Below are 23,537 nucleotides of genomic sequence, written 5' to 3' on the forward strand. Positions count from 1 at the left end.
TAAATGAGGGTACAAAATGAATCAAAGAAGTTTTAGTCAATATGGTCTTAGTGACAAGGTAGCTAAGGCGCTTTCTAGCCTGCAATACAATCATCCTACGGAAGTACAAAGTAAGGTGCTTCCCATTGCGCTAGAAGAAAGAGATGTGGTCGTGAAGTCTCAAACAGGAAGTGGAAAAACGGCTTCCTTCGGCATTCCACTGTGTGAATTAGTTAACTGGGAAGAAAATAAGCCCCAAGCCTTAGTGTTAACACCTACACGAGAGCTGGCTGCGCAGGTAAAAGAAGATATTACAAATATCGGCCGTTTTAAGCGAATTAAAGCAGCAGCTGTTTACGGAAAATCACCGTTTGCAAAGCAAAAAGTAGAATTAAAGCAAAAAACACATATTGTTGTAGGTACGCCTGGACGAGTGCTTGATCATATAGAAAAAGAAACGCTGGCATTAGAGAAAATTCGTTATTTGGTTATTGATGAAGCAGATGAAATGCTAAATATGGGTTTTATTGACCAAGTGGAAGCGATTATTCAACATCTTCCTAGTGAGCGTGTAACGATGCTTTTCTCGGCTACGCTTCCGGAAGATATTGAAGAACTGTCTCGCAAATATATGAAGAAGCCGGTTGATGTTGAAATCAAAGCGAACGGATTAACAACAAGCACGATTGACCATTCTGTTATAACAGTACAAAATGAACGTAAATTTGAACTGCTGAAAGACGTAACTACAGTAGAAAATCCGGACAGCTGCATCATTTTTTGCCGCACGCAAGAGCAGGTAAATACGCTGTTAGATGATTTAGATGATCTTGGATATCCTTGTGATAAAATTCATGGGGCAATGGTGCAAGAAGACCGTTTTGAGGTTATGAATGATTTCAAAAAAGGGAAATTCCGCTATTTAGTAGCAACAGATGTAGCTGCGAGAGGAATTGATATTGATAATATCACGCACGTTATTAACTATGACCTTCCGTTGGAAAAAGAAAGCTACGTTCACCGTACGGGAAGAACGGGACGTGCCGGTAAAAAAGGGAAGGCTATCACATTTGTAACGCCTTATGAAGAGAGAATGCTATCGGAAATTGAAGAATATATTGGTTTTTCGATTCCAGTATCTACTCCTCCTTCTAAAGAAGAAGTACAGCAGGCAGCATTCGCTTTTAATGAAAAAATTAATGAGCGTCCAGAAGTTAAAAAAGATAAAAGCGAGTCATTAAATAAAGACATTATGAAGCTGTATTTTAACGGAGGAAAGAAAAAGAAAATTCGAGCGGTCGATTTTGTAGGAACAATCGCAAAATTAGACGGAGTAACCGCAGACGATATTGGAATTATTACGATTCAAGAAAATGTCTCGTATGTAGAGATTCTGAATGGAAAAGGTCTCAAAGTGTTGCAAGCAATGAAAAACAAAACAATTAAAGGAAAGAAATTAAAAGTTCATAAAGCGATTAAATAATAAAGGGAAGTCCATCTTTTTAAAGATGGGCTTTATTTATACAGCCAATAAAGGAGTTGAGAGTATGAAGTACATAAAAGAAGCGTGTGTAGAAGGGTATGAGCAGGCAAAAAAAGCGGAAAAGCTAGGAGCAGACCGCATTGAATTGTGTGACAATCTCAGTCAAGGAGGCACTACGCCAAGTTACGGCACCATTCAACATGCAAGTGAACATCTTGATACAGATATCAACGTGATTATTCGCCCAAGAAGCGGGAACTTTGTATATTCGGAAGCAGAATTTCAAATTATGAAAAAAGACGTTAAAGCATGTAAAGACCTTGGAGTAAACGGAGTAGTATTCGGCATATTAACAGAAAAAAATGAAATCGATCACGGACGCACTAAAGAATTAATAGCAGAAGCTCGTCCTTTAAGCGTTACGTTTCATATGGCATTTGATGAGATTAATGATAAATACAAAGCCATTGATATACTTAGTGAAATGGGAGCAGACCGCATTTTGACCAAAGGTGGGAAAGGGTCTGCTTTGCAAAACTTGCAGGTGATCCGAGAACTGATCACATACGCCAATGACCGTCTTATTATTTTGCCCGGCGGAGGAATTCATGAAGGCAACGCAGATCGGGTTATAAAAGACACACAGGCGACTGAATTACACGGAACAAAAATTGTAGGAGATTTATCGGGTTAAATAAAAAGAGGCTGGGACAAAAGTATGTTAGTCAAAGTGAAAAACGAACCACTAATCAACATGTTTGATTGGTGGTTCGTTTTTTTGTGATGGTAAATATAGTTTTATGTGTTTCGTTCCTTCTAGCAGGTGATTGGAGGGCAAGGCGAAGACTCCTGCGGGAACAGCGGAATAGATGAGACCCCGCAGGAGCACAAGCGACGAGGAGGCTCAGCGCCCGCCCGCGGAAAGCGAAGCCTTGTACGGAAATCAACTGCGGTGTCATAAGCAGTCCAGCTCATCTATCTCACTTGTTCATCTTTAGGTTGGATTCATTTCGTTATGTCTCAACCTCTTTTATTTTGATGTGTTTTCTTTTGCTGCTAAGCCGCTCGTCATTTTGGTACGCTGAAAGAAAAACGAACCTACGACGAGTAAAGCAATTAAAAGAGTTAAAAAGAACTGCGAACGCAATGAATCAATAAATGCCATGGCAATAAAGATACTAGTGATGGCAAGGATTGTAGCGTAAGTTAAGTAAGGAAACAACCACATTTTAATTTTTAATGCTTCAGGGTTTTCTTTTTCATATTTTTTTCTCATTTTAATTTGTGAAAATGCAATAACGAGGTACACAAGAAGGGCTACGCCGCCTGATGCATTCACTAAGAACAAAAAGATTTTATCTGGCGAAATATAGTTAAAGATGACGCTGATGTACGAAATAACTGTACATGCTAATATCGCGCTAACCGGTACGCCTTTTTTATTTAATTTTGAAAAGCTTTTTGGCGCATTACCATTTTGAGACATGGAAAACAGCATACGAGAGCTTGTATACAAACCAGAATTCAGACAAGAAAGGACAGCTGTTAAAATAATAAAGTTCATAATTTGAGCGGCGGCCGGTATGTTTACTAATTCAAGAATAGAGACAAATGGGCTTTTCATTAGGCTTGATGAATTCCACGGAAGAACGGTTACTAAAATAAAAATAGATCCTAAATAGAAAAATAAAATACGATAAATAACGGTATTGGTCGCAATGGTAATGGCTTTTTCAGGTTGAGAAGATTCACCTGCCGCGGTTGCAACAATTTCTGTTCCCATAAAGGAGAACATGACAAGGGCGATTCCTAAAAATACAGAGCTAATTCCATTCGGTAAAAAGCCGCCTTTATGCAAAAGATTGGAAGTGCCGGGAGAATCAATTCCTGGAATGAATCCACAAATAATAGCAATACCTAAAAGTAAAAAAAGAACGATACTGACAACTTTAATGAGAGAAAACCAATATTCAAATTCTCCGAAAGATTTAACAGAGTACAGATTGGTCATCGTTAATAAAAAAGTAAGAGTCAGACTAACTCCCCAAGACGGTAAAGACGGGAACCAGTATTGAATAATATTTGCACCTGCAATGGCTTCAACAGCAATAACGATAACCCAGAAAAACCAGTAGAGCCAGCCAATTGTGTAGCCGGCCCAAGGGCCTAATGCCTCTTTTGCATAAGTGGAAAACGAACCGCTGGAAGGATTTGCAGTAGACATTTCTCCAAGCATTCGCATGACTAAAATAACGAGTAAACCAGCAAATGCGTACGAAAAAATAGAGCCGGGTCCAGCGGTGTTAATGAGTGATCCGCTTCCAATAAACAATCCAGCGCCAATAATTCCTCCAAGAGAAATCATGGTGATATGCCGGATCTTTAACTCTTTTTTTAACTGTGGCTGTGGATGGCTGTTCATTTGTAACCTCCTATATAACCTGAATTTTTAGTTAATACGGAGAATTATAGTATGTTATAGGGTGCAAGGACAGGATGTTGTTAGAAGTTCTTTCATATAAAAAACCGGATATGAATGGTTACATTCATATCCGGCTTACTCTGACACAGACATTCATTATGCGTAGAAAGTACCTGATTAGCGCCTTTTTTCTTTATTATGGTAAGCAATGCAGATGAAGTTCTTATGAATGTTAGCTGAAAATAAGCTGAAGGATCGTTTTAGATCCGTTAATAAAAAGAGGTATATATTTAATTAAAAGATAATATGGAATAAGTTTCAAACTCTCTTTAAAGCGCTAAATGCGGGTTTTCCTTTCTGAAAACGGGTATATATAGTAGTAAGAAGTACATTCTTTTACTAAGTATAAAAGAAAGATGTGCGATAGAAACAGGAGGTTATAAATAATGAAACATGTTGAAGTAGTAGAAAACGGAGCGAATATTAACGAAGCAGTTAATCAATTTGCAGATAAAGGTTTTGAGAAAAATGAAGTATACGTGTTTACCTATGACAAGGAAAATTCTAAAAATTTAACTGAAGTAACGGACACAAATATTATTCGACTGTCTGAAGAAGGTCCTTTACATTCAGCAGCGAGTTTATTTTTAACAAGAGAAGATGAGCTTCGAACAAAAATGGCTTCGCTAGGCTTATCAAAAGACGAAACTAAAAAATATGAAGAAGAGTTAAAGAAAGGCAGTGCGATTGTAGTGGCTGCTACGGGAGAAAGAAAAGACGTTTAATTTTAATAGAGGCTAGGGCAAAAGTAGTTTAGTTAAAGTAAGATCCGAACGCGGTTGATTCTCTATCAAGAATCAGCCGCGTTCGGATTTTTTTATGGGGACGGTGTAACAAGTGATCTATACGAGCTCCTTTATTCCATTTGTTCGTCTTTAAATTCACTCTATTTCGTTATGTCTCACACTCTTTTTTGTTTTTCCCAATATATGATTGATAAAACTAATGGTATTAGTTAAAATAAAAACTAATACCATTAGTTTTTATTTTGATAATAGGGGATGAGGAAATGAGAATAGTTCGTGAGAAAATGTTGTATCAATTGACGTTTTTGCCTCGATTTTTTCCAGTGAATTGTTATTTAGTCGAAGAGAAAGACAGTCTTACGTTAATTGATGCGGCTCTTCCTTACAGCGCGTCAGGTATTTTGAAAGCTGCAGATCAAATTGGAAAACCGATTACTCGAATTGTTTTTACTCATACTCATGAAGATCACATCGGAGCAATTGATAATGTGAAGAAAAGTTTGCCGAATGCTTCTGTTTATATGTCGCAAAGAGATTATCGATTATTTTCAGGAGACTTTACACTCAATTCTGAAGAACCTCAAAACCCAATCCGTGGAGGAATACCAAAACTAGGAAAGATTTCAACTAAAATTGATCATTTCATCGAAGAAGAGTCTTATATAGGCTCACTTGCTCCTATTTTTACACCTGGACATACACCTGGGTCTATGTCTTTTTTAGACCAGAGAACAAACGCATTAATTGCGGGAGATTCTTTCCAAGTGCGGGGAGGAGTTGCCGTATCAGGTCAGTTAAAACCGCTGTTTCCGTTTCCTGCCTTTGGAACGTGGAGCAAAGAGCTAGCGCTTAAAAGTGCAGAAAAGCTATATGAATTAAACCCGTCACTTCTTGCTGTTGGACACGGAAGAATGCTTTCTCAACCGCTAAAAATGATGGAAAAAGCAATACAACAAGCAAAAGTAAAAATAGAAAAGAGGAGATGAAGGGATGTCGCCACGACAAGGACTAGATTTCAAAAAGGTTATTCAAACAGGTGAAAATTTGGCCAATCGTGAAGGGTTTTATGCTGTTACAATTGCTTCATTAGCCAAAGAATTAGATGTTCGCCCTCCGTCTTTGTATAATCATATAAAAGGGTTAGAAGAGCTGCGCAAAGAACTGGCTTTAAGCGGACTGCAGCAGCTACACTATCTTCTAAAAAGTGCTGTTGAACATGCTTCTGCAGAAGACGCTGTTTATCAGCTAAGTAAAGCGTACGTTTCATTTGTAAGAAAGTCTCCCGGAATATACGAAGCAACGGCAACGGTGGCACCAACGATACAGGATAAAGAAGTACAAAAAGCATCTGATAACATCGTATTTTTAGTGCTGGAGGTGTTAAAACCGTATCATCTTCCGGAAAGTGAAGCCCTTCATGCTGTTAGAAGTCTCCGCAGCATTTTACATGGATTTTCTTCTTTGGAGCAAAAAGGGGGATTTGGAATGCCGTTGAGTACTGATGAGACACTAGATTTTTTAATTCGTACGTTTGTATTGGGGCTACACCGGTATGAACAGACCCCATAAATTTCATTAATGCCACTAAGCCTAACGCTTTAGTGGAAATTGAAAAAAAACAGAAAGAATGATAGATTACAAATAAAGACATTTATTCCTATTGTTTTAGGGTTGTTACTGATGAAGCAGGCAAAACCTAAGCTGCAAGGACAGAAAAGGTAGTTTCTGTTTGTTGCTGTTTAGGTATTTTTTGCTTTTGTTTAAAATAACCAGCTCTTTTAATTTATTTTATAAAGAGGAAATCTTCTGAGAATGGAGAGAAACAAACATGCTTAATTCAAGAATGATCGTCATATTAAGAGAACTAATGTCCGTACAGTCTACATTATCAACCGTTACGAGCGAATATTTAGCAACAGTAAATCAGGTATCTTCTCGAACTATTCGAACGGATATAAAACAGTTAGATGACATGTTGTCTCAGTACGGGGCCAAAATTAAATCAGCTCGAGGGACGGGATATGAACTTAGCGTTTTAGATGAAAAACAATTTCATCAGCTATTAAAAGAACTTTCGGCTAATCAATTATTTGATTCAACTTCTATTCCAACCGTTCCTGATGACCGCGTGCATTATTTAATTAAAAGACTGCTGCTAGCAGACGAATATTTGAAGCTCGAAGATTTAGCAGACGAGTTGTATATTAGTAAATCAACGGTTCAAAACGATTTAAGAGATGTTAAAAAACAGCTGTGTAAGTATGATATTCTTTTAGAAAAACGTCCTAACTATGGCTTGAAAGCTAAAGGGGACGAAATGAAAATGAGATTCTGTATGTCTGAGTACATATTTAACCGAAAAGATAAAGAAGTAGATATGGTATACAATGAAATATCCATCCTGCCCCAAGAATCAATCTTAACGATTAAAGCCCACATTTTAAATCAAATAAAACGATACAATATTATGGTTTCAGATATTGGATTAAATAATTTAATCATTCATTTAGCAATAGCTTGTAAGCGAATACAAGAAGAAAATTTTATCTCTTTGTATTCAGAAGACTTGCTTGAAATTATGGAGCATAAAGAATATGAAGTAGCAGCTGAAATTGTGAGGGAAATTGAAAAGGCCTTCAAGATTCGTTTTCCGAAATCAGAAACAGCGTATATCGCCATTCATTTGTTAGGTACAAAAATGCTCAACAATAGCAATCATGAAGACAAAGAAGTAAAGCAGTTTATTGCCGCAGATATTTATGAATTAACAGCGGCTATATTAGAAGCAATTGAAAAAGAACTTCATTTAGGAATTAGTGAAGATTCAGAGCTGATTCTTGGCATGAGTTTACATTTGAAACCGGCAATCAACCGCTATAAATATGGAATGAATCTGCGAAACCCGATGCTTGAAGGAATTAAGAGTCATTACCCTCTTGCTTTTGAAGCTGGAATTATTGCTGGGAAGGTTTTAAAAAATCGCCTTGAAATTGACATGCATGAAACGGAAATTGGCTATTTAGCTTTACATATTGGAGGGGCCATTGAACGTCGGAAAATTATCAATCAGCCTAAGCGCTGTTTGATTGTATGCGCATCGGGAGTAGGGAGTGCCAAGCTATTATCATATAAGCTGCAGGCTACGTTTGGATTAAATCTTACTATTTTAGGAACAACTCAGTATTATAAGCTTCACCAAATGTCGCTGCACTCTTTAGATTTTATTGTTAGTACCATTCCAATTCCAGAGGATCTTCCTGTTCCTGTAGTACAAGTAAGTACAATTCTAGGAAACAATGATTTTAAAAAAATTGAATGTTTAATGAAGAATAAACCGCAGTCTTCGTTAGAATACACGAAAAAAGAATTAGTATATTTACAGCAAGAATTTCAAACAAGAGAAGAAGTGCTTCATTTTTTAGGAGAGAAATTAACTCATCTAGGACTAGTTCCTTTTCAATTTATAGAATCTGTTTTTGAAAGAGAAGCTGCATCCCCAACAAGTTTTGGCAATCTCGTTGCGATTCCGCATCCTATGGTTCCTCAAACCGATACGACGTTTTGGGCCATTTGCACGTTAAAAAAACCGATTATGTGGGAAGGAAATCTTGTGCAATTTATTTGTCTTTTAAGTGTAAAAGCGAATAATCAAGGCGATTTGCAGAAGATGTACAGTTTGTTGGTTCGCGTTGTGGATGACAAGCAGGTCGTGCAGCGCTTAGTAAAGTGCAAGGATTATGAGGAGTTTATAGAGGTATTTATGAAAAATATTAGATAAAAGAAGTCCAAGAGAGGGGCTTCTTCTTTTATCTGAATGTTCAAACATAATTTTTCCGTTACTAACGGAAAAAGGTTGTGTATAAATGTAAGCGCTTTTATTTTAAGATAAAACTATCAACAAAACAGATAGCAAAATAAAAAAAACGGGGGAATGACAGATGAATATTCTATTATGTTGTGCAGCTGGAATGTCTACAAGTTTACTAGTAACAAAAATGGAAAAAAGTGCTCAGGACCAAAGCACGGAGTATAAAATTTGGGCAGTTCCTGGTGACTCTGTTCGCAACCATATTGATCAAGCAGATGTACTGTTATTAGGACCTCAAGTGCGCTACTTGCTGCCGCAGCTTAAGAAGCTAGGTGAAGAAAAAGGAGTGCCAGTTGACGTTATAAATCCTGTTCACTACGGAACGTGTAATGGAGAACAAGTGTTAAAATTTGCAGCTCAACTAGTTTCAAAATAGGAGTGTGGACTACATGAGCAAATTTAATAGTATGCTTGAAAGCAAAGTAATGCCTATCGCCGGGAAAATGGCAGGTCAACGCCATTTACAAGCACTTCGAGACGGTATTGTTCTAACAATGCCGCTCATTATTATCGGTTCCGTATTTTTAATACTATCGAATTTACCGATACCAGGTTACAACGACTTTATGGCAGGGATTTTCGGAAAAGAATGGGCCACAAAAATGGCGTATCCAGTTGGAGCTACATTCGATATTATGGCGCTGCTTGCTTGTTTCGGAATAGCCTATCGATTAGCTGAAAAATATGGAGTAGACGCTTTGTCCGCAGGTGCTATTTCACTTGCTGCCTTTTTACTTGCTACTCCGTATAAAGTGTCGTTTCTCCCAAGCGGCGCTAAAGAAGCTATTTTAGTAGACGGCGGAATTCCAACCGCTTTAATGGGAAGTAAAGGACTTTTCGTAGCAATGATTGTCGCGATTCTCTCTACGGAAATTTACAGATGGTTTATTCAAAAAGATATTGTCATCAAGATGCCTGATGGAGTTCCACCCGCTGTTGGAAAATCGTTTGCCGCTCTTATTCCTGGCTTCACGGTAATAGCATTTATTTGGATTTTACGTTTGTTAGTAGAACAAACGCATTTTGGAAGTCTGCATAATATCGTTGGAGAATTGCTTGGAAAGCCTTTAGGTGTGTTAGGCGGCAGTTTAGGCGGTACGCTAGTTGCCGAGCTTGTTATTATGCTCATGTGGTCTTGTGGACTTCATGGAGCGAATATTGTCGGTGGAATTATGGCTCCAATTTGGTATGGAGCTATGGATGAAAACAGAATTGCATTTGCTAACCATGAAGCATTACCCAATATTTTCACACAGCAGTTCTTTGACATTTGGATTAATATCGGAGGCAGCGGAGCGACACTAGCTCTAGTCGTTGCCATGATTTTAAAAGCGCGCAGTCAACAAATGAAGCAGCTTGGTAAATTAGGAATAGGGCCAGCTCTTTTTAATATCAATGAGCCGATTATCTTTGGACTTCCGATGGTGATGAATCCAATGATGCTTATTCCGTTTATTATTACCCCTCTTGTGACGGTAGTAGCAACCTATATTGCCATGTCGACAGGACTGGTAGCAAAACCAGCAGGTATTGCGGTTCCTTGGACCATGCCTCCGATTATTTCTGGCTATTTGGCCACAGGAGGAAAATTATCGGGTGCAGTTATGCAAGCTATTAACATCGGCATTTCTGTTTGCATTTATTATCCTTTCTTTAGAATGTGGGATAAACAAAAATTCACTGAAGAACATGGTATACAGCCTGCAGTTGAAGGGGTACCAAGTGATACACAGAAAGATATTGTGTGAGGAGGGATAAAGAATGGAAAGCGTTCAAGAATATATTTTTAAATTAATCTTACACGGTGGAAACGGCAGAAGTTCAGCAATGGAAGCGATAGCGGCTGCCAAAAAGGGAGATTTTTCAGAAGCGCGTGAAAAGCTTACACAAGCTGGGGAAGAATTAAATGCTGCTCATCATATCCAAACGTCGTTAATTCAAGGAGAAATTAGAGGGGATAGCACAGAAATTTCTCTGCTCATGATTCATGCTCAAGATCATTTAATGAATGCGATGACGGTAAAAGAAATGGCTACTGAATTTGTAGATTTATATGAAGCAATCAAAATTTCTGGGGGGATTACATTATGACAAAAGGTATTAAAATTGTAACGATTGGCGGAGGTTCAAGCTATACGCCTGAACTAATAGAAGGGTTTATTAAACGATATGATGAACTTCCAGTTCGAGAACTGTGGCTAGTAGACGTGGAAGAAGGAAAAGAAAAATTAGAGATTGTTGGAAATTTAGCGAAGAGAATGGTGAAAAAATCAGGTTTGCCAATCGAGGTTCATTTAACGTTAAATCGAAGAGAAGCACTAAAAGATGCGGATTTCGTAACAACTCAATTTCGCGTTGGCTTGTTAGATGCACGAGCGAAAGATGAAAGAATCCCGCTTAAATACGGGGTGCTCGGTCAAGAAACAAACGGACCGGGAGGATTATTTAAAGGACTTCGCACCATTCCCGTTATTTTAGATATCTGCCGTGACATTGAAGAGTTATGTCCAGAAGCTTGGCTGATTAACTTCACAAATCCTGCTGGCATGGTAACAGAAGCTGTGCTTCGCTATAGTAACATTAAAAAGATTGTAGGACTTTGTAATGTGCCAATCGGAATGGAAATGGGGATTGCTAAGCTGCTTGATGTAGACCACTCTCGCATTCGAATTGATTTTGCTGGTTTAAATCACATGGTCTACGGATTAGATGTATATGTAGATGGTGTAAGTGTCAAAGATCAAGTTATTGATTTATTGAGTGATCCAACTAACAGCAGCTTTGTGAAAAATGTAGCAGGACTTGGATGGGAGCCAGAATTCACAAAAGCGCTAAATGCGTTAACGTGTCCATATCACATGTACTATTACAAAACGCGTGAAATGGTAGAAAAAGAGCTTGTTAATTATGAAAAAGGTGAAACCAGAGCAGAAGTCGTGAAACAGTTGGAAAAAGAGCTGTTTGAACTGTACAAAGATCCTAACCTAGACATTAAACCGCCTCAATTAGAACAGCGCGGAGGTGCTTATTATAGTGATGCAGCGGTTCGATTGATTACATCCATTTATACGGATAAAGGCGATATTCAACCTGTAAACACAGTGAACAATGGCGCTATTGCAAGCATTCCAGCTGATTCTGCTGTAGAAGTAAGCTGTATCATTACAAAAGATGGTCCAAAGCCAATTTCAGTCGGCGATCTTCCCGTACCTGTCCGCGGTCTTGTTCAAACCATTAAGTCATTTGAGCGGATTGCTGCTGAAGCAGCAGTGACAGGGGAGTATGACAAAGCTATTTTAGCATTAACCATTAATCCTCTTGTTGCTTCTGATAAACTAGCTAAACAAATTGTCGATGAGATGTTAGAAGCTCATAAAGATTACTTGCCTCAATTTTTTAAAACGGTTCAAGCTTAAAGTCAAGCTGTTCGAATACAGTACGTATTCGAACAGCTTTTTTGTATAAAAGATATCTATTGTTTTTACTCTTTTCCATTTATACTAAGACACAAGACTCAGGGGGGATACAGCGTGAATAGGAAGAGAGAAGAACTAAATAGTATTGATGAAATAGCGGATGGAGAATTAAAAACTATTTTTGATATTTCGCATGATGCTATTTATGTGTCTGATGGAGAAGGAAGAACATTAAAGGTAAGTTCGGGGTGTGAAAGGATATGGGGGTACAAGGAAACAGAGTTGCTTGGAAAAACGATTTATGAGTTAGAAAAAGAGGGGGCATACAGTCCATCGATTACAAGGCTTGTGTTAGAAAAGAAAGAAAAAGTATCAATGATTCAAGTTACAAAGTTGGGAAGGCGATTAAAAGTAATAGGTGCACCAATAAAAAATACGAAGGGGGACATTATTCGAGTCGTTAATATTTCAAAAGATATTACGGAACAGAACCAGTCTTTACAAAATGAAAAAAAAATTGCTCCATTTGAACATCTTCCTCAGGGTCAGATGGAAAGGTTGAATAACAAAAAGGTAAAGCAGATGTACATTTTGAGCGAAAACGAAGAAATGAAAACAGCGGTTTCTAGAGCTGAGAGAGCAGCTTTAGTAGAATCTAGTGTGTTAATCCATGGAGAAAGTGGAGTTGGTAAAGAAACCATGGCATATTTCATTCACGAGCGTAGTCCACGGAACAAAGGGCCGTTTGTAACAGTTCGTTGTGGTGCAATTTTATTATCTAATATAGAAAAGGAGATTTTTGGGCAAGGGGAGGAAATAGGAGCAATTGAAAAAGCGGGCGGCGGTACGGTTTTTTTAGATGAAATTGATTTATTGCCTTTGCCACTACAGCTGAAGTTATCTTACCTCGTAGAACAGCAACTAACATCCTCATATACTAGTGCTCGGTTTATTACGGGGACTTCAACTAATTTAACGGAAAGTATAAAAATAGGGGAATTTAGAAAAGAGCTGTATTATCAGCTAAGTATTATCCCTATTCAAATACCTCCGCTTCGAAACAGAAAAGAAGATATTATTCCATTGACGTTACATTTTTTAGAGAAAATTAATTTCTTGTATGAAAGTAAGAAAAAGCTACATCCTAGGCTGTTGAAAAAACTACAAAACTACTACAGCTGGCCAGGAAATGTTCGAGAGCTTAAAGCGTTAGTAGAGCGATTATTTGTATTAACAGAAGGAGAGTGGATTCAAGAAGAACAGTTAATGAGTGACATACTAGTAAGTGCAAAAAATGAAAAGAAAATTGAAATTCATGAGCTAATGCCTTTAAAAGCCGCGGTTCATTTAGTGGAACAAGAATTGCTGAGAAAGGCTAAGAAGAAATATAAATCCACTACACAAATAGCAAGAGCGCTGGGCGTTAATCAGTCTACAATTAGTAGAAAGCTAAGCCGCTTTTAATCGAAATAAAATGCCTATGCAAAAGTGCATAAATTATAAAAGGAGGGAGATAAACTCTGTAACTATCAAATTTTTATAAGAAATACGTTCACAAAAACTTATGCATAGACGCATAAGTTTCTTTTTTTATGAGATTGAATTTTCAGAAAATAATTGATATTAATAATAAAGTAGAGCAGTTTTATAGGCAGCATATTTTTCGTAGGGAGTGAGGAAAATGAGAGGAAAGTACAGATATTTTATTATGGGTATGATCGTATTTATGACCGTAGTGAATTATATCGACCGAGGTGCTATATCGTATGCACAAGAAGCAATTATAAGCGAGTTTAATCTAAACCCTAAAACATGGGGAGGGATATTAGGCTATTTCGGATATGGTTATATGTTTGGTGCATTATTTGGCGGAGCGTTAGCTGATAAGAAAGGACCTAAATTTGTATGGATTGTAGCAGGTATGGCTTGGTCCGTATTTGAAATAGGAACGGCTTTTGCTGGTGAAATAGGGATGGCCTTGTTTGGTGGGTCTGCTATTGCTGGATTTGCTGTTTTCCGGGTTTTATTTGGATTAGCGGAAGGGCCTACTTTTTCAACCATTAATCGTACAATGGCTAACTGGGCAGCTCCGAAAGAACGAGGATTTGCTGCTTCTATCGGATTACTTGGTACGCCGCTTGGTGCACTGTTAACTGCTCCAATTGCAGTAGCCCTGCTGTCTTTTACAGATTGGAAAACGATGTTTATTATCCTTGGGTGTATTGGTCTTGTATGGATTACGATTTGGATTAAAGTATTTACTAATCAGCCGGAAGAAAATAAAAGAGTTTCTCAAGAAGAATTAGCCGAAATACGATCCAATCAAGGTTTGCTAAAGTTTGAGAAAGAAAGTGGACAGAATGAAGAAACTGTTCCTTGGTATCACTTCTTTAAAAATCCTGCGTTAGTCATGAACGCTATCGGTTACTTTGCTTTTCAATATGTGAATTTTTTAATTTTGACTTGGACTCCTAAGTATTTGCAAGATACATTTGATTTTCAATTAGGGTCACTATGGTACTTAGGTATGATTCCATGGACAGGAGCTTGCATCACCGTGCTGTTAGGAGGGAAAATATCTGATTACTTACGAGAAAAAACAGGAAGCCTGCGCATAGCAAGGTCTGGATTAGCCGTTGTCTCTCTATTTTTTACAGCTCTCTGTTTTATTTTCATTCCTACGGTTAACAGCGTAGCAGCAGTACTGACGCTAATGACAATTGGAAATGCATTTAATTTCTTGCCCAACTCTGTGTATTGGACAGTAATTATTGATACAGAGCCGTCAAAAGCAGGAACGTTTGGTGGTGTTACACACTTTTTTACAAATATCGCCACGATTGTAGCACCGACATTAACAGGTGCGTTAGTAGCTGCTAGTGGATACGGAGCGATGTTTACTGCAGCTGCCGTAGCCGCTGTTGTTGGAATGATAGCCATGATTTTTGTGAAGCCAGGAAAGCGTATTATTAAGCCTATCATTCCTGTTAAACAAAGTAGCTAACCTTATATCATAGTAAAAAGAGGAGGCATATACTTATGCATTCAGATTCTATTTTAAACATGGATATAACAACGTTATCCTTAAAAATAAAAAATAACGAGATCTCTCCGGTAGAGATTACAAAATACCTGCTAGAGCGTATTGAGGATATTAATCCGGATTTAAATGCTTTTATAACGATGAATGAAGAAGCAGTAAAACAATCGAAAATAGCAGAAAAAGAAATTATGAATAATGAATATAAGGGAGCCCTTCATGGTATTCCAATTGGCGTTAAAGACCTTGTATTTACAGAGAATATAAAAACGACAATGGGTTCTAAGATCTATCAGAATTTTATGCCAGACTATAACGCAACCGTAGTAGAGAAGCTTCATCATGCAGGAGCGATTATCATTGGAAAACTTAATACACATGAATTCGCGTATGGACCAAGCGGAGATGTTTCATATTATGGAGCCGTAAAAAATCCGCACGATACGAAGAGGATTTCAGGAGGTTCGAGCAGTGGTTCTGGGGCAGCTGTTTCAGCTGGATTATGTTATGGAGCGATTGGTACAGATACAGGAGGATCTATTCGTATACCTTCATCCTCATGTGGCATCGTAGGGATGAAGCCAACGTTTGGTCGAGTAAGTAAGCATGGTGTTTTTCCACTTGCTGAAACGTTGGATCATGTAGGACCGATGACGCGAACCGTTTCAGATAATGCTTTATTTTTAGAAACAATTGCCGGCTATGATACAAAAGATCTTTATTCAGTAAATAAGCCGACCGAACATTTTAGTAGATTCATTGGTTCTTCTATTTCAACAAAAACGATTGGAGTACCTTCTAATTTCTACTTTGATGCTTTAGATTCAGAAGTTGGAAATTCTTTGAAAGAAGCGATAAAATGTTTGGAAGAGCTTGGTACAAGTGTAAAAGCTATTGAGCTTCCTATGTTGTCACAAGCACCTTGGGCACAGTTGAAAACGATTCAAAGTGAAGCCTATATGGTTCATGAGAAGCGAATGGAAACGAATGGACAAGACTATCAGATCCCCGTTTTTGAAAGGCTAGAAGAAAGTAAAAAAGTAACGGAGGATGAGTATGCAAAAGCACAGCAAATTCGCTTACAGGCTAGGAAAGAATTTCAGCAAGTATTTGAAAAGGTAGATGCTTTAATTGCTCCCACGCTACCGATTCTACCTCCTTATATTGGAGAAGAAAAGGTAAGAGTTGATAATCAGATGAAGTTAGTTCGTTCGGAGCTTCTTCGCTTAACAGAACCATCTAACTTACTTGGTTTGCCTACGCTGTCGTTACCATGTGGTTATTCTCGTGAGGGGCTACCGATTGGAATGCAGCTCATAGGACCACATTTTGCTGAAGCTGCTCTCTATCAAATCGGATACGCGTTTGAACAACATCGCCATATCCCTACACTAAAATGGAATATTCAAACACAGCCAACGTTAAGCTAAAGAAAAAGGTTCATTTTTGAACCTTTTTTCTGTTTGTTCAGCTAGATTTCTGCCACCATCAATGTAACAATATAAAATAGAAACAGACAGCAAAGGGTGGCTAGAAATGATTCATTTATTAATTATGATGGTAGAACGAGTCGGAGTTATTGTCATTATAGGTTTTTTGCTAGCACATACAAAAGTTTTTCGGCAATTTCTCCGTAAACAGCAAGGTTATAAGGGAAAAGCTGTACTTATTTTTATTTTTTCTCTTTTTAGCATTATTAGCAACTACACTGGAATTGAAATTCAAGGAACGATTATTCGAAATGAAGATTTATTATTAAAAGTAGATCCATCAAGCTCGATTGCAAATACGCGAATTATGGGTGTGGAAATGGGCGGTCTGCTTGGCGGTCCTTTTGTTGGTTTAGGAGTAGGACTACTTGCCGGCGTTCATCGCTTTATGTTAGGTGGGAGTACGGCGTTTAGCTGCGCTGTTTCATCCGTTTTGGCAGGAGTGTTAACTGGATATATCGGTTATGCCTACCGGAAAAAACATCGAACGATTACACCGCGCTTTGCTGCACTTGTAGGCATAGCGATGGAAACGCTTCAGATGCTGATTATTTTATTATTTGCTAAACCGTTTGATTCGGCATGGACGCTAGTGAGTATTATTGCTATTCCAATGATTATTGTAAATGGTACGGGAAGCTATATTTTCTTATCTATTATTCAGTCCATTTTACGGCAAGAAGAACAAATGAGAGCGCTTCAGACACACAAAGTATTATTAATCGCGGATCAAACTCTTCCGCATTTTCGGCAGGGTCTCACTAGTGAATCATGTGAAAATGTTGCAAATATTATTCATCGCTTCACAGGTACGGACGCTGTTTCGTTAACGGATACGCACAAAATTTTAGCTCATGTGGGAGAAGGAATTGATCACCATGTTCCTTCGCACAGTTTAATTACCGGGCTGTCTCACGAAGTGCTGAAGACGGGAAAAATTATGAAAGCAAAATCGAGAGAACAAATTGATTGTCAGCATAAAGACTGCCCGCTTCATGCCGCAATTGTAATGCCGCTTACTTCTCACGGTACTACCATTGGAACACTAAAAATGTACTTTAAAGATGCGAGTGGGTTAAGCCGGGTGGAGGAAGAGCTGGCAGAAGGATTGGCCAAACTTTTTTCAACTCAGCTAGAGCTCGGCGAAGCAGAGCTTCGAAGTAAATTGCTAAAAGATGCGGAGATTAAAGCTTTACAGGCACAGGTGAATCCTCACTTTTTATTTAATGCCATTAATACGATATCGGCGCTGTGCAGACAGGACGTAGAAAAAGCCAGAAAGCTGCTACTGCAGCTAAGCATTTATTTTCGTTCCAATTTGCAAGGTGCAAGGCAACTGCTGATTCCGTTATCAAAAGAGCTTGATCATGTTCACGCGTACTTATCGCTTGAACAAGCCAGATTCCCTAATAAATACGAAATTGACATGTATATTGAAGAAGGACTAGATGATGTCTTGCTTCCGCCGTTTATTCTTCAAGTACTTGTGGAAAATGCCATTCGGCACGCGTTTCCGCGCAAACAAAAACACTGTCGCGTAGAAGTTTATATTGAGACAAAAGATAAATATGTATATGTAAAGGTAAAAGACAATGGACAAGGTATAGACACAAAACGATTGGAACTGCTTGGCAATGAGCCTGTTTTTTCAGAAAAAGGAACGGGGACGGCTCTTTACAATATTAAACAACGTTTACATGGATTGTTTGGAAAAGAAACGACACTGGAGTTTGACGTAACAGAAGGAACAGCAGTTTCGTTTGTTATACCAATTGAATTAAAAAGCGAGGGTATGTAATATGCTGCGAGTACTAATAGTAGACGATGAAATGTTAGCGCGAGATGAATTAAAATATTTACTCCACCGAACGAAAGAAGTAGACTTCATTGAAGAAGCTGAAAGTATCGAAGAGGCGTTGGATAAAATGATGGATGAAAAGCCGGATTTATTATTCTTAGATATACAATTGTCAGATGACAGCGGTTTTGATATTGCGAAAAGACTTAAAAAAATGAAAAAACCGCCTGCTATTATATTTGCAACTGCGTACGATCAGTACGCTTTACAAGCCTTTGAAGTAGATGCAATTGACTATATTTTGAAGCCTTTTGATGAAGAAAGAGTGGTGCAGGCCATTCATAAATATAAAAAAATGCGTGTTCCTCATCACGCTGTTAAAGAAGAAGAACCGATAGGAGAGTCTTCTTCTCAAACGGGAAAGTTAGCGATTTCTGTAGACGATTCAATTGTGTTAGTAAATATAGAGGACATCTTGTTTGTAGGGCTAATAGAAGGAGAAGTTACCATTCAGACCATAAGCGAATCCTATCATACTGCAGATACGCTGGCTATGCTAGAAAAAAAGCTCCCTTCTCAGTCGTTTGTTCGTGTGCACCGGGGTTATATCGTCAACGTACATCATATTTCCGAAGTACAGCCATGGTTTAATTCCACGTATAATTTAGTGATGAAAAACGATAAGCGAGTTCCTGTCAGCCGTACATATGCTAAAGAACTGAAGAAGCGTTTAGGAATTTAAGTAAGAAACAGCTTGCTTATGCATTTTAGCAGGCTGTTTTTTGCATTTCAAGGCTCGATTTTTGTAAGTGAGCACAAATATTCGACTCTTTGATTTGAAAACGCTTTCTAATGTGTTTTCATTTTATATAATGAAGTCAACAAACAGAGAGAGGTGAAAGAAATGAGTGCTAAAAAAGTGTATGGCTTTTTAACACAAGCATTTATTTTTTCCGTAATTATGTTGATTTCAGATTTTATTGCAGAGCATTTGCCTTTTCCGATGCCAGCTTCAGTCATTGGACTTGTGCTGTTATTTCTTGCACTCTGCTTGAAGATTATTAAACTAGAGCAAGTTGAATCACTGGGAACGGCTTTAACTTCTTTGATCGGATTTTTATTTGTACCAGCAGGTATTTCTGTTATGAATTCATTAGGTGTTATGCAGCAGTACGGCATTCAAATTTGTTTAGTTATCATCGTGGCAACGATTATTTTGTTAGGCGTTACAGGCTTATTTTCACAGCTTATACTTGGCATGACAAAAGATAATAAAGCAAAAGAAGAAATAAAAGATGTAGATATGAGTGAAAAAACAAAAAAACAGGGCATTGCGTAATATCAATTATAAAGAGACAAGGTGGTTGGAAAGATGAATCCGTATTTTGGAATCGTGGTTTCTTTAGCTGCGTACGGTATTGGAACGTATTTATTTAAAAAGTCAAAAGGGTTTTTCTTATTTACTCCTTTATTTGTGGCAATGGTACTCGGGATTGCTTTTTTGAAACTTGGTCACTTTTCTTATGAGGAGTACAGTAGCGGCGGAAAAATTATCAGCTTCTTTTTAGAACCGGCAACAATTGCTTTTGCCATCCCTTTATATAAGCAAGCCGATAAATTAAAAAAGTACTGGTGGCAAATTCTTTCTTCTATTGCAGTAGGATCAGTTTGTTCAGTAGCGATTATTTTTGCGATTGCTAAAGGTATTCATATGGATGAAGTCGTGATGAAATCAATGCTCCCACAAGCAGCTACAACAGCAATTGCACTGCCATTGTCTCAAGATATTGGAGGGATTCCTGCTATTACTTCCTTTGCCGTTATTTTTAATGCAGTCATTGTATATGCACTGGGCGCATTATTTTTAAAAGTATTCAAAGTGAAAAATCCAATTTCAAAAGGATTAGCGCTGGGAACGTCCGGGCATGCGCTAGGAGTAGCCGTAGGGATTGAAATGGGAGAAGTAGAGGCAGCCATGGCAAGTATTGCAGTCGTTATTGTAGGTGTCGTCACAGTTGCCGTTATTCCACTTTTTGTTCAGCTAGTCATGTAATAAAAGCCTGAAGATGTCAGAAAACCTCTGACTTCTTCAGGCTTTTATTTGTTAATACACCACTCCAAAATGTCGTGATGCGCAGTTTTGGCAGGTTGTATGGTCAAAAAGACTCTCAGGAATGATAAATTCAAAACAAAATTGACATTGTTTGAATTGACTTTGTCTATAAAACATTGTCTCTAAGAAAATAGCTGTAATGTGTTCGGTTATACGCTTATGGGAAAGTTGTTCTAAAGTGGACCACGGAATAGACTGATGCTCTATGTAAATCGGAGAAGAAGTATAGGGTGTATCCCATTGAATGGCTTGATATCCAAACGTAAGGCCATGACGTGCTGCTGATGTAAATATGATCAGGTTTTGATGGAATTCTGGTAGAGGTAATTCTAGTTTTTGATCTTTAAGCGATCTCGTTTTGGAATGAAGGTTATACAATTTAATTTGAAAATGAATCCACTGAGTGGCGTGAACGGTTATTGACATGTTTTAAACCTCCAATTCAGACTCTTTCTTTTATCATAATTGATTCCAAAATAAATAAATAGTAGGCAAAAAGAAGATAACAAAATTTTATATAGAGTACTTATAAAGCGTAGAGAAAGGTAATGCAAGCACAGCATCCTTTTTTCTACCCCTTTTTAAAGCAGATTAATCTTCTATATAAAAGCCTGCTTTCAGCGAAAGGTATCGGCGTATTCATACGCTTTAAACAGATTTTAATGTTAGAAGTTATAACAAGGTTCATTTCTTTTAGAGAAGTTTATGAAATAATAAAAAATGTATATTTTACGGTCTGAATCTATGTGTTGGAGGTTTTTATATGACGAAACAAAAGCTGATAGTAATCGGAAACGGAATGGCGGGAATGCGCTGTGTTGAAGAAATTCTTATTCATTCTCCAGATTGTTTTGATATTACTGTTTTTGGAAGTGAGCCTCACGTTAACTATAATCGAATTTTATTATCAACCGTTTTACAAGGCAGTACAAAGCTTGAAGATATTAACATTCATTCTTTTGCATGGTATAACGAAAATAATATCACTTTATTTAAAGGAGAAAGTGTTACGCACATAGACACCAAGAGAAAAATAATAAAAACAGATAAAAACAGAGAGACGATGTACGACAAGCTTATTATTGCTACCGGTTCGAGCCCGTATATGCTCCCCGTTAAAGGGGCTGAAAAAGAAGGGGTCCTCGGTTTTCGTACCATCGAAGACTGTCGGAAAATGATTGAAATTTCTAAACGGTATAAAAAAGCAGCGGTTATTGGAGGGGGTCTGTTAGGGCTGGAAGCTGCTAGAGGACTATTAAATTTAGGAATGGATGTTCAAGTTATTCATCATTCGGGTTTTTTAATGGAGCGACAGCTAGACAGAGCAGCATCTGCTATGTTAAGAGAAGAATTGGAAAAGCAAGGCATGAGTTTTCTATTAAACAAACATACGGATGAGATTATAGGGGAAAACCGAGTAGAAGGCGTCCGATTTAATGATAACAGCAAAATTGCAGCTGATTTAGTTGTAATGGCTACAGGAGTGAGGCCAAATGTGAATCTCGCTAAAAAAAGCGGAATAGCAACAAATAGAGCAATTATCGTAAATGATTATTTGGAAACGAGCATCCCGGATATCTATGCAGTAGGTGAATGCGCTGAACATCGGGGGATGACATACGGCCTTGTTGCTCCTCTTTACGAACAAGGAAAAGTCTTAGCGCGACACCTTTGCCAAATGAAAAATGAAGGTTATGGCGGGTCCGTTCTTTCCACTCAGTTAAAAATATCAGGAATAGACGTTTATTCGGTCGGAGAGTTTAAGGAAAATCAAGGTGCAAAAGCTATTACGATTTCGAATATGTTAGATGGTATATACAAAAAAGTAGTTTTTCGCGAAGGGAGAATAGTGGGAGCCGTTCTTTTTGGGGATACCAGTGAGGCTATAAAGCTATCACAAATGATTAGTGAAAAAAAGGATTTGTCGCAAGCGGAAAAAGTACAATTATTTCCTTCTCAATATGAAAAGGAAAATGCAGCAGCTTCTATGTCAGTTACAGATATGGTATGTAACTGTAACGGTGTAACCAAGGGAGGTATTATTGAAGCAGTACAGAAACATGATTTAACGACAGTAGATGAAATAAAAAATTGCACGAAAGCTTCTGGTTCATGCGGAGGATGCAAGCCCCTTGTAACAGATCTTTTAACGTATATTCAAAGCGATGAATTTGATGAAAACATTGAACAAAAAACCTTTTGTGCTTGTACACATCTATCAGAAGATGAGCTGGTAAGAGAAATACAGCAATATCAATTTGAAACGGTTCAGCAAGTAAGAGAAATGTTAAAGTTTAAAGACATGAAAGGCTGCTCGTTATGTGAAGGCGGTCTTCATTACTATTTAAATATGATGAATCCTCATTATGAAAATAATCGACATTCTTTATTTACTACGGAGAATGAACAGGCCGTTTTGCTTCATGACGGTACTTATGCAGTGGTACCGCAAATTCACGGTGGTCTGACAAATGTACAGGAATTAAGGAACATAGCAAATGTAGCTGAAAGGTACAACATCTCGAATATTCGTTTAACAAGTGATCAGCGCATTCAACTTATTGGAGTGAAAAAAGAATATCTTTCGTTGATAAGTGAGGAAATAGATAGAGGACTTCAGCAGCTATATGAACGTACAGTTAAAAATGTATCTGTTTATATAGGAAAAGGGACGTGTATTTGTCAGTATGAACCTGCTCTTGCTTTATCAAATGAATTAGACAAACAGCTTGAATACGTAAAGACCCCATGCGATATCAAAATCAGTATTGCTTCTTGTTTTCACATTACAGAGGATGTCACAACAAGTGATATAGGATTAAGAAGAATAGACAGAGGTTGGGAAATATATGCTGGCGGAAGCAGCACAGAAGCCAGAAGCGGGGAGCTGTTTTATGTGGCCGAAACGAACGAAGAAGCGATAGAAATCAGCTGTTCTTTGATTCAATATTACCGTGAAACGGGGAACTATTTAGAAGCTGTCGGCAGCTGGATCGAGCGAGTAGGAATTGTTCATGTCAGAGAAGTTTTGTTTGAGGCAGACAATCGAGAGTATTTAATGAAGCAGCTCAGCTCAGAACGCTCTCGTGCAATCACATATTTATTATAGGAAAGAAGGGTGA

21 protein-coding genes are annotated in these 23,537 nt (G+C 37.9%); 19 read left to right on the top strand and 2 right to left on the bottom strand.

The features are described 5' to 3' along the window. The first annotated feature begins 16 nt into the window (after nt 1–16). The 3 genes from LJY09_RS03900 to LJY09_RS03910 all read left to right on the top strand — a co-directional run bounded on the left by LJY09_RS03900 (nt 17) and on the right by LJY09_RS03910 (nt 2,423). Nucleotides 17–1,462 (top strand): DEAD/DEAH box helicase, encoded by a 1,446-nt coding sequence (locus LJY09_RS03900; protein ID WP_028412325.1) that lies wholly within the window; start codon nt 17–19, stop codon nt 1,460–1,462. A gap of 64 nt (nt 1,463–1,526) precedes the next feature. Further along, complete coding sequence (locus tag LJY09_RS03905) at nt 1,527–2,156, top strand: copper homeostasis protein CutC (RefSeq protein ID WP_028412324.1); 630 nt, start codon at nt 1,527–1,529, stop codon at nt 2,154–2,156. Between the two features lie 129 nt (nt 2,157–2,285). After that, nucleotides 2,286–2,423: a hypothetical protein gene (locus LJY09_RS03910; protein WP_197028695.1), complete on the top strand. Its 138-nt coding sequence runs from the start codon at nt 2,286–2,288 to the stop codon at nt 2,421–2,423. A gap of 69 nt (nt 2,424–2,492) precedes the next feature. Here LJY09_RS03910 and LJY09_RS03915 read toward each other — a convergent pair whose 3' ends face one another. Then, complete coding sequence (locus tag LJY09_RS03915; RefSeq protein ID WP_028412323.1) at nt 2,493–3,884, bottom strand: amino acid permease; 1,392 nt, start codon at nt 3,882–3,884, stop codon at nt 2,493–2,495. A 446-nt stretch (nt 3,885–4,330) separates the two neighbouring features. Between LJY09_RS03915 and LJY09_RS03920 the strand changes: the two genes are divergently transcribed. The 15 genes from LJY09_RS03920 to lrgB all read left to right on the top strand — a co-directional run bounded on the left by LJY09_RS03920 (nt 4,331) and on the right by lrgB (nt 20,355). Beyond that, the gene (locus tag LJY09_RS03920) at nt 4,331–4,669 is read left to right on the top strand and encodes a YflT domain-containing protein (RefSeq protein WP_028412322.1); all 339 of its coding nucleotides are present in this window, start codon (nt 4,331–4,333) and stop codon (nt 4,667–4,669) included. A gap of 284 nt (nt 4,670–4,953) precedes the next feature. After that, complete coding sequence (locus LJY09_RS03925; RefSeq protein ID WP_028412321.1) at nt 4,954–5,676, top strand: MBL fold metallo-hydrolase; 723 nt, start codon at nt 4,954–4,956, stop codon at nt 5,674–5,676. 4 nt (nt 5,677–5,680) lie between these two features. Continuing rightward, a complete protein-coding gene (locus tag LJY09_RS03930; protein ID WP_028412320.1) occupies nt 5,681–6,259 on the top strand; it encodes a TetR/AcrR family transcriptional regulator in 579 nt (192 codons plus the stop codon). A gap of 259 nt (nt 6,260–6,518) precedes the next feature. Next, complete coding sequence (locus LJY09_RS03935) at nt 6,519–8,468, top strand: BglG family transcription antiterminator (protein WP_028412319.1); 1,950 nt, start codon at nt 6,519–6,521, stop codon at nt 8,466–8,468. Nucleotides 8,469–8,628: 160 nt separating this feature from the next. After that, entirely contained in the window at nt 8,629–8,934 is a 306-nt protein-coding gene (locus tag LJY09_RS03940) for a PTS sugar transporter subunit IIB (protein WP_028412318.1), read from the top strand. Nucleotides 8,935–8,947: 13 nt separating this feature from the next. Then, a complete protein-coding gene (celB, locus tag LJY09_RS03945; RefSeq protein ID WP_028412317.1) occupies nt 8,948–10,306 on the top strand; it encodes a PTS cellobiose transporter subunit IIC in 1,359 nt (452 codons plus the stop codon). 13 nt (nt 10,307–10,319) lie between these two features. Continuing rightward, complete coding sequence (locus LJY09_RS03950) at nt 10,320–10,649, top strand: PTS lactose/cellobiose transporter subunit IIA (RefSeq protein WP_028412316.1); 330 nt, start codon at nt 10,320–10,322, stop codon at nt 10,647–10,649. Then, the gene (locus LJY09_RS03955) at nt 10,646–11,974 is read left to right on the top strand and encodes a 6-phospho-beta-glucosidase (RefSeq protein ID WP_028412315.1); all 1,329 of its coding nucleotides are present in this window, start codon (nt 10,646–10,648) and stop codon (nt 11,972–11,974) included. The genes LJY09_RS03950 and LJY09_RS03955 overlap by 4 nt, the downstream gene beginning before the upstream one ends. A 114-nt stretch (nt 11,975–12,088) precedes the next feature. Then, the gene (locus LJY09_RS03960; protein ID WP_051418547.1) at nt 12,089–13,438 is read left to right on the top strand and encodes a sigma 54-interacting transcriptional regulator; all 1,350 of its coding nucleotides are present in this window, start codon (nt 12,089–12,091) and stop codon (nt 13,436–13,438) included. A gap of 217 nt (nt 13,439–13,655) precedes the next feature. Beyond that, the gene (locus LJY09_RS03965) at nt 13,656–14,978 is read left to right on the top strand and encodes an MFS transporter (RefSeq protein WP_028412314.1); all 1,323 of its coding nucleotides are present in this window, start codon (nt 13,656–13,658) and stop codon (nt 14,976–14,978) included. Between the two features lie 35 nt (nt 14,979–15,013). Beyond that, a complete protein-coding gene (locus LJY09_RS03970) occupies nt 15,014–16,444 on the top strand; it encodes an amidase (RefSeq protein ID WP_228307488.1) in 1,431 nt (476 codons plus the stop codon). A gap of 106 nt (nt 16,445–16,550) precedes the next feature. Continuing rightward, entirely contained in the window at nt 16,551–18,302 is a 1,752-nt protein-coding gene (locus tag LJY09_RS03975) for a sensor histidine kinase (RefSeq protein ID WP_028412312.1), read from the top strand. A 1-nt stretch (nt 18,303) separates the two neighbouring features. Beyond that, nucleotides 18,304–19,044 (top strand): LytR/AlgR family response regulator transcription factor, encoded by a 741-nt coding sequence (locus LJY09_RS03980; protein WP_028412311.1) that lies wholly within the window; start codon nt 18,304–18,306, stop codon nt 19,042–19,044. A gap of 162 nt (nt 19,045–19,206) precedes the next feature. Next, nucleotides 19,207–19,641, top strand: a complete 435-nt coding sequence (lrgA, locus tag LJY09_RS03985) for an antiholin-like murein hydrolase modulator LrgA (protein ID WP_028412310.1) — start codon at nt 19,207–19,209, stop codon at nt 19,639–19,641. 33 nt (nt 19,642–19,674) lie between these two features. Beyond that, entirely contained in the window at nt 19,675–20,355 is a 681-nt protein-coding gene (lrgB, locus tag LJY09_RS03990; RefSeq protein ID WP_028412309.1) for an antiholin-like protein LrgB, read from the top strand. A gap of 51 nt (nt 20,356–20,406) precedes the next feature. Here the strand turns inward: lrgB and LJY09_RS03995 are convergent, their stop codons facing one another. Continuing rightward, the gene (locus LJY09_RS03995) at nt 20,407–20,841 is read right to left on the bottom strand and encodes a hypothetical protein (protein ID WP_028412308.1); all 435 of its coding nucleotides are present in this window, start codon (nt 20,839–20,841) and stop codon (nt 20,407–20,409) included. Nucleotides 20,842–21,178: 337 nt separating this feature from the next. Here LJY09_RS03995 and nirB point away from each other — a divergent pair, with 337 nt between their 5' ends. Then, the gene (gene nirB / locus LJY09_RS04000; RefSeq protein WP_228307489.1) at nt 21,179–23,524 is read left to right on the top strand and encodes a nitrite reductase large subunit NirB; all 2,346 of its coding nucleotides are present in this window, start codon (nt 21,179–21,181) and stop codon (nt 23,522–23,524) included. Nucleotides 23,525–23,537: the final 13 nt, after the last annotated feature.

This window comes from Priestia sp. J2 (assembly GCF_020790095.1).
Taxonomy (GTDB): Bacteria; Bacillota; Bacilli; order Bacillales; family Bacillaceae_H; genus Priestia; species Priestia zanthoxyli.

Bases quoted from the DNA above. Each gene is read 5' to 3' on its own strand.
- LJY09_RS03900 (WP_028412325.1), top strand. From the start codon at position 17: ATGAATCAAAGAAGTTTTAGTCAATATGGTCTTAGTGACAAGGTAGCT.
- LJY09_RS03905 (WP_028412324.1), top strand. From the start codon at position 1,527: ATGAAGTACATAAAAGAAGCGTGTGTAGAAGGGTATGAGCAGGCAAAA.
- LJY09_RS03915 (WP_028412323.1), bottom strand. From the start codon at position 3,884: ATGAACAGCCATCCACAGCCACAGTTAAAAAAAGAGTTAAAGATCCGG.
- LJY09_RS03920 (WP_028412322.1), top strand. From the start codon at position 4,331: ATGAAACATGTTGAAGTAGTAGAAAACGGAGCGAATATTAACGAAGCA.
- LJY09_RS03925 (WP_028412321.1), top strand. From the start codon at position 4,954: ATGAGAATAGTTCGTGAGAAAATGTTGTATCAATTGACGTTTTTGCCT.
- LJY09_RS03930 (WP_028412320.1), top strand. From the start codon at position 5,681: ATGTCGCCACGACAAGGACTAGATTTCAAAAAGGTTATTCAAACAGGT.
- LJY09_RS03935 (WP_028412319.1), top strand. From the start codon at position 6,519: ATGCTTAATTCAAGAATGATCGTCATATTAAGAGAACTAATGTCCGTA.
- LJY09_RS03940 (WP_028412318.1), top strand. From the start codon at position 8,629: ATGAATATTCTATTATGTTGTGCAGCTGGAATGTCTACAAGTTTACTA.
- celB (WP_028412317.1), top strand. From the start codon at position 8,948: ATGAGCAAATTTAATAGTATGCTTGAAAGCAAAGTAATGCCTATCGCC.
- LJY09_RS03950 (WP_028412316.1), top strand. From the start codon at position 10,320: ATGGAAAGCGTTCAAGAATATATTTTTAAATTAATCTTACACGGTGGA.
- LJY09_RS03955 (WP_028412315.1), top strand. From the start codon at position 10,646: ATGACAAAAGGTATTAAAATTGTAACGATTGGCGGAGGTTCAAGCTAT.
- LJY09_RS03965 (WP_028412314.1), top strand. From the start codon at position 13,656: ATGAGAGGAAAGTACAGATATTTTATTATGGGTATGATCGTATTTATG.
- LJY09_RS03970 (WP_228307488.1), top strand. From the start codon at position 15,014: ATGCATTCAGATTCTATTTTAAACATGGATATAACAACGTTATCCTTA.
- LJY09_RS03975 (WP_028412312.1), top strand. From the start codon at position 16,551: ATGATTCATTTATTAATTATGATGGTAGAACGAGTCGGAGTTATTGTC.
- LJY09_RS03980 (WP_028412311.1), top strand. From the start codon at position 18,304: ATGCTGCGAGTACTAATAGTAGACGATGAAATGTTAGCGCGAGATGAA.
- lrgA (WP_028412310.1), top strand. From the start codon at position 19,207: ATGAGTGCTAAAAAAGTGTATGGCTTTTTAACACAAGCATTTATTTTT.
- lrgB (WP_028412309.1), top strand. From the start codon at position 19,675: ATGAATCCGTATTTTGGAATCGTGGTTTCTTTAGCTGCGTACGGTATT.
- LJY09_RS03995 (WP_028412308.1), bottom strand. From the start codon at position 20,841: ATGTCAATAACCGTTCACGCCACTCAGTGGATTCATTTTCAAATTAAA.
- nirB (WP_228307489.1), top strand. From the start codon at position 21,179: ATGACGAAACAAAAGCTGATAGTAATCGGAAACGGAATGGCGGGAATG.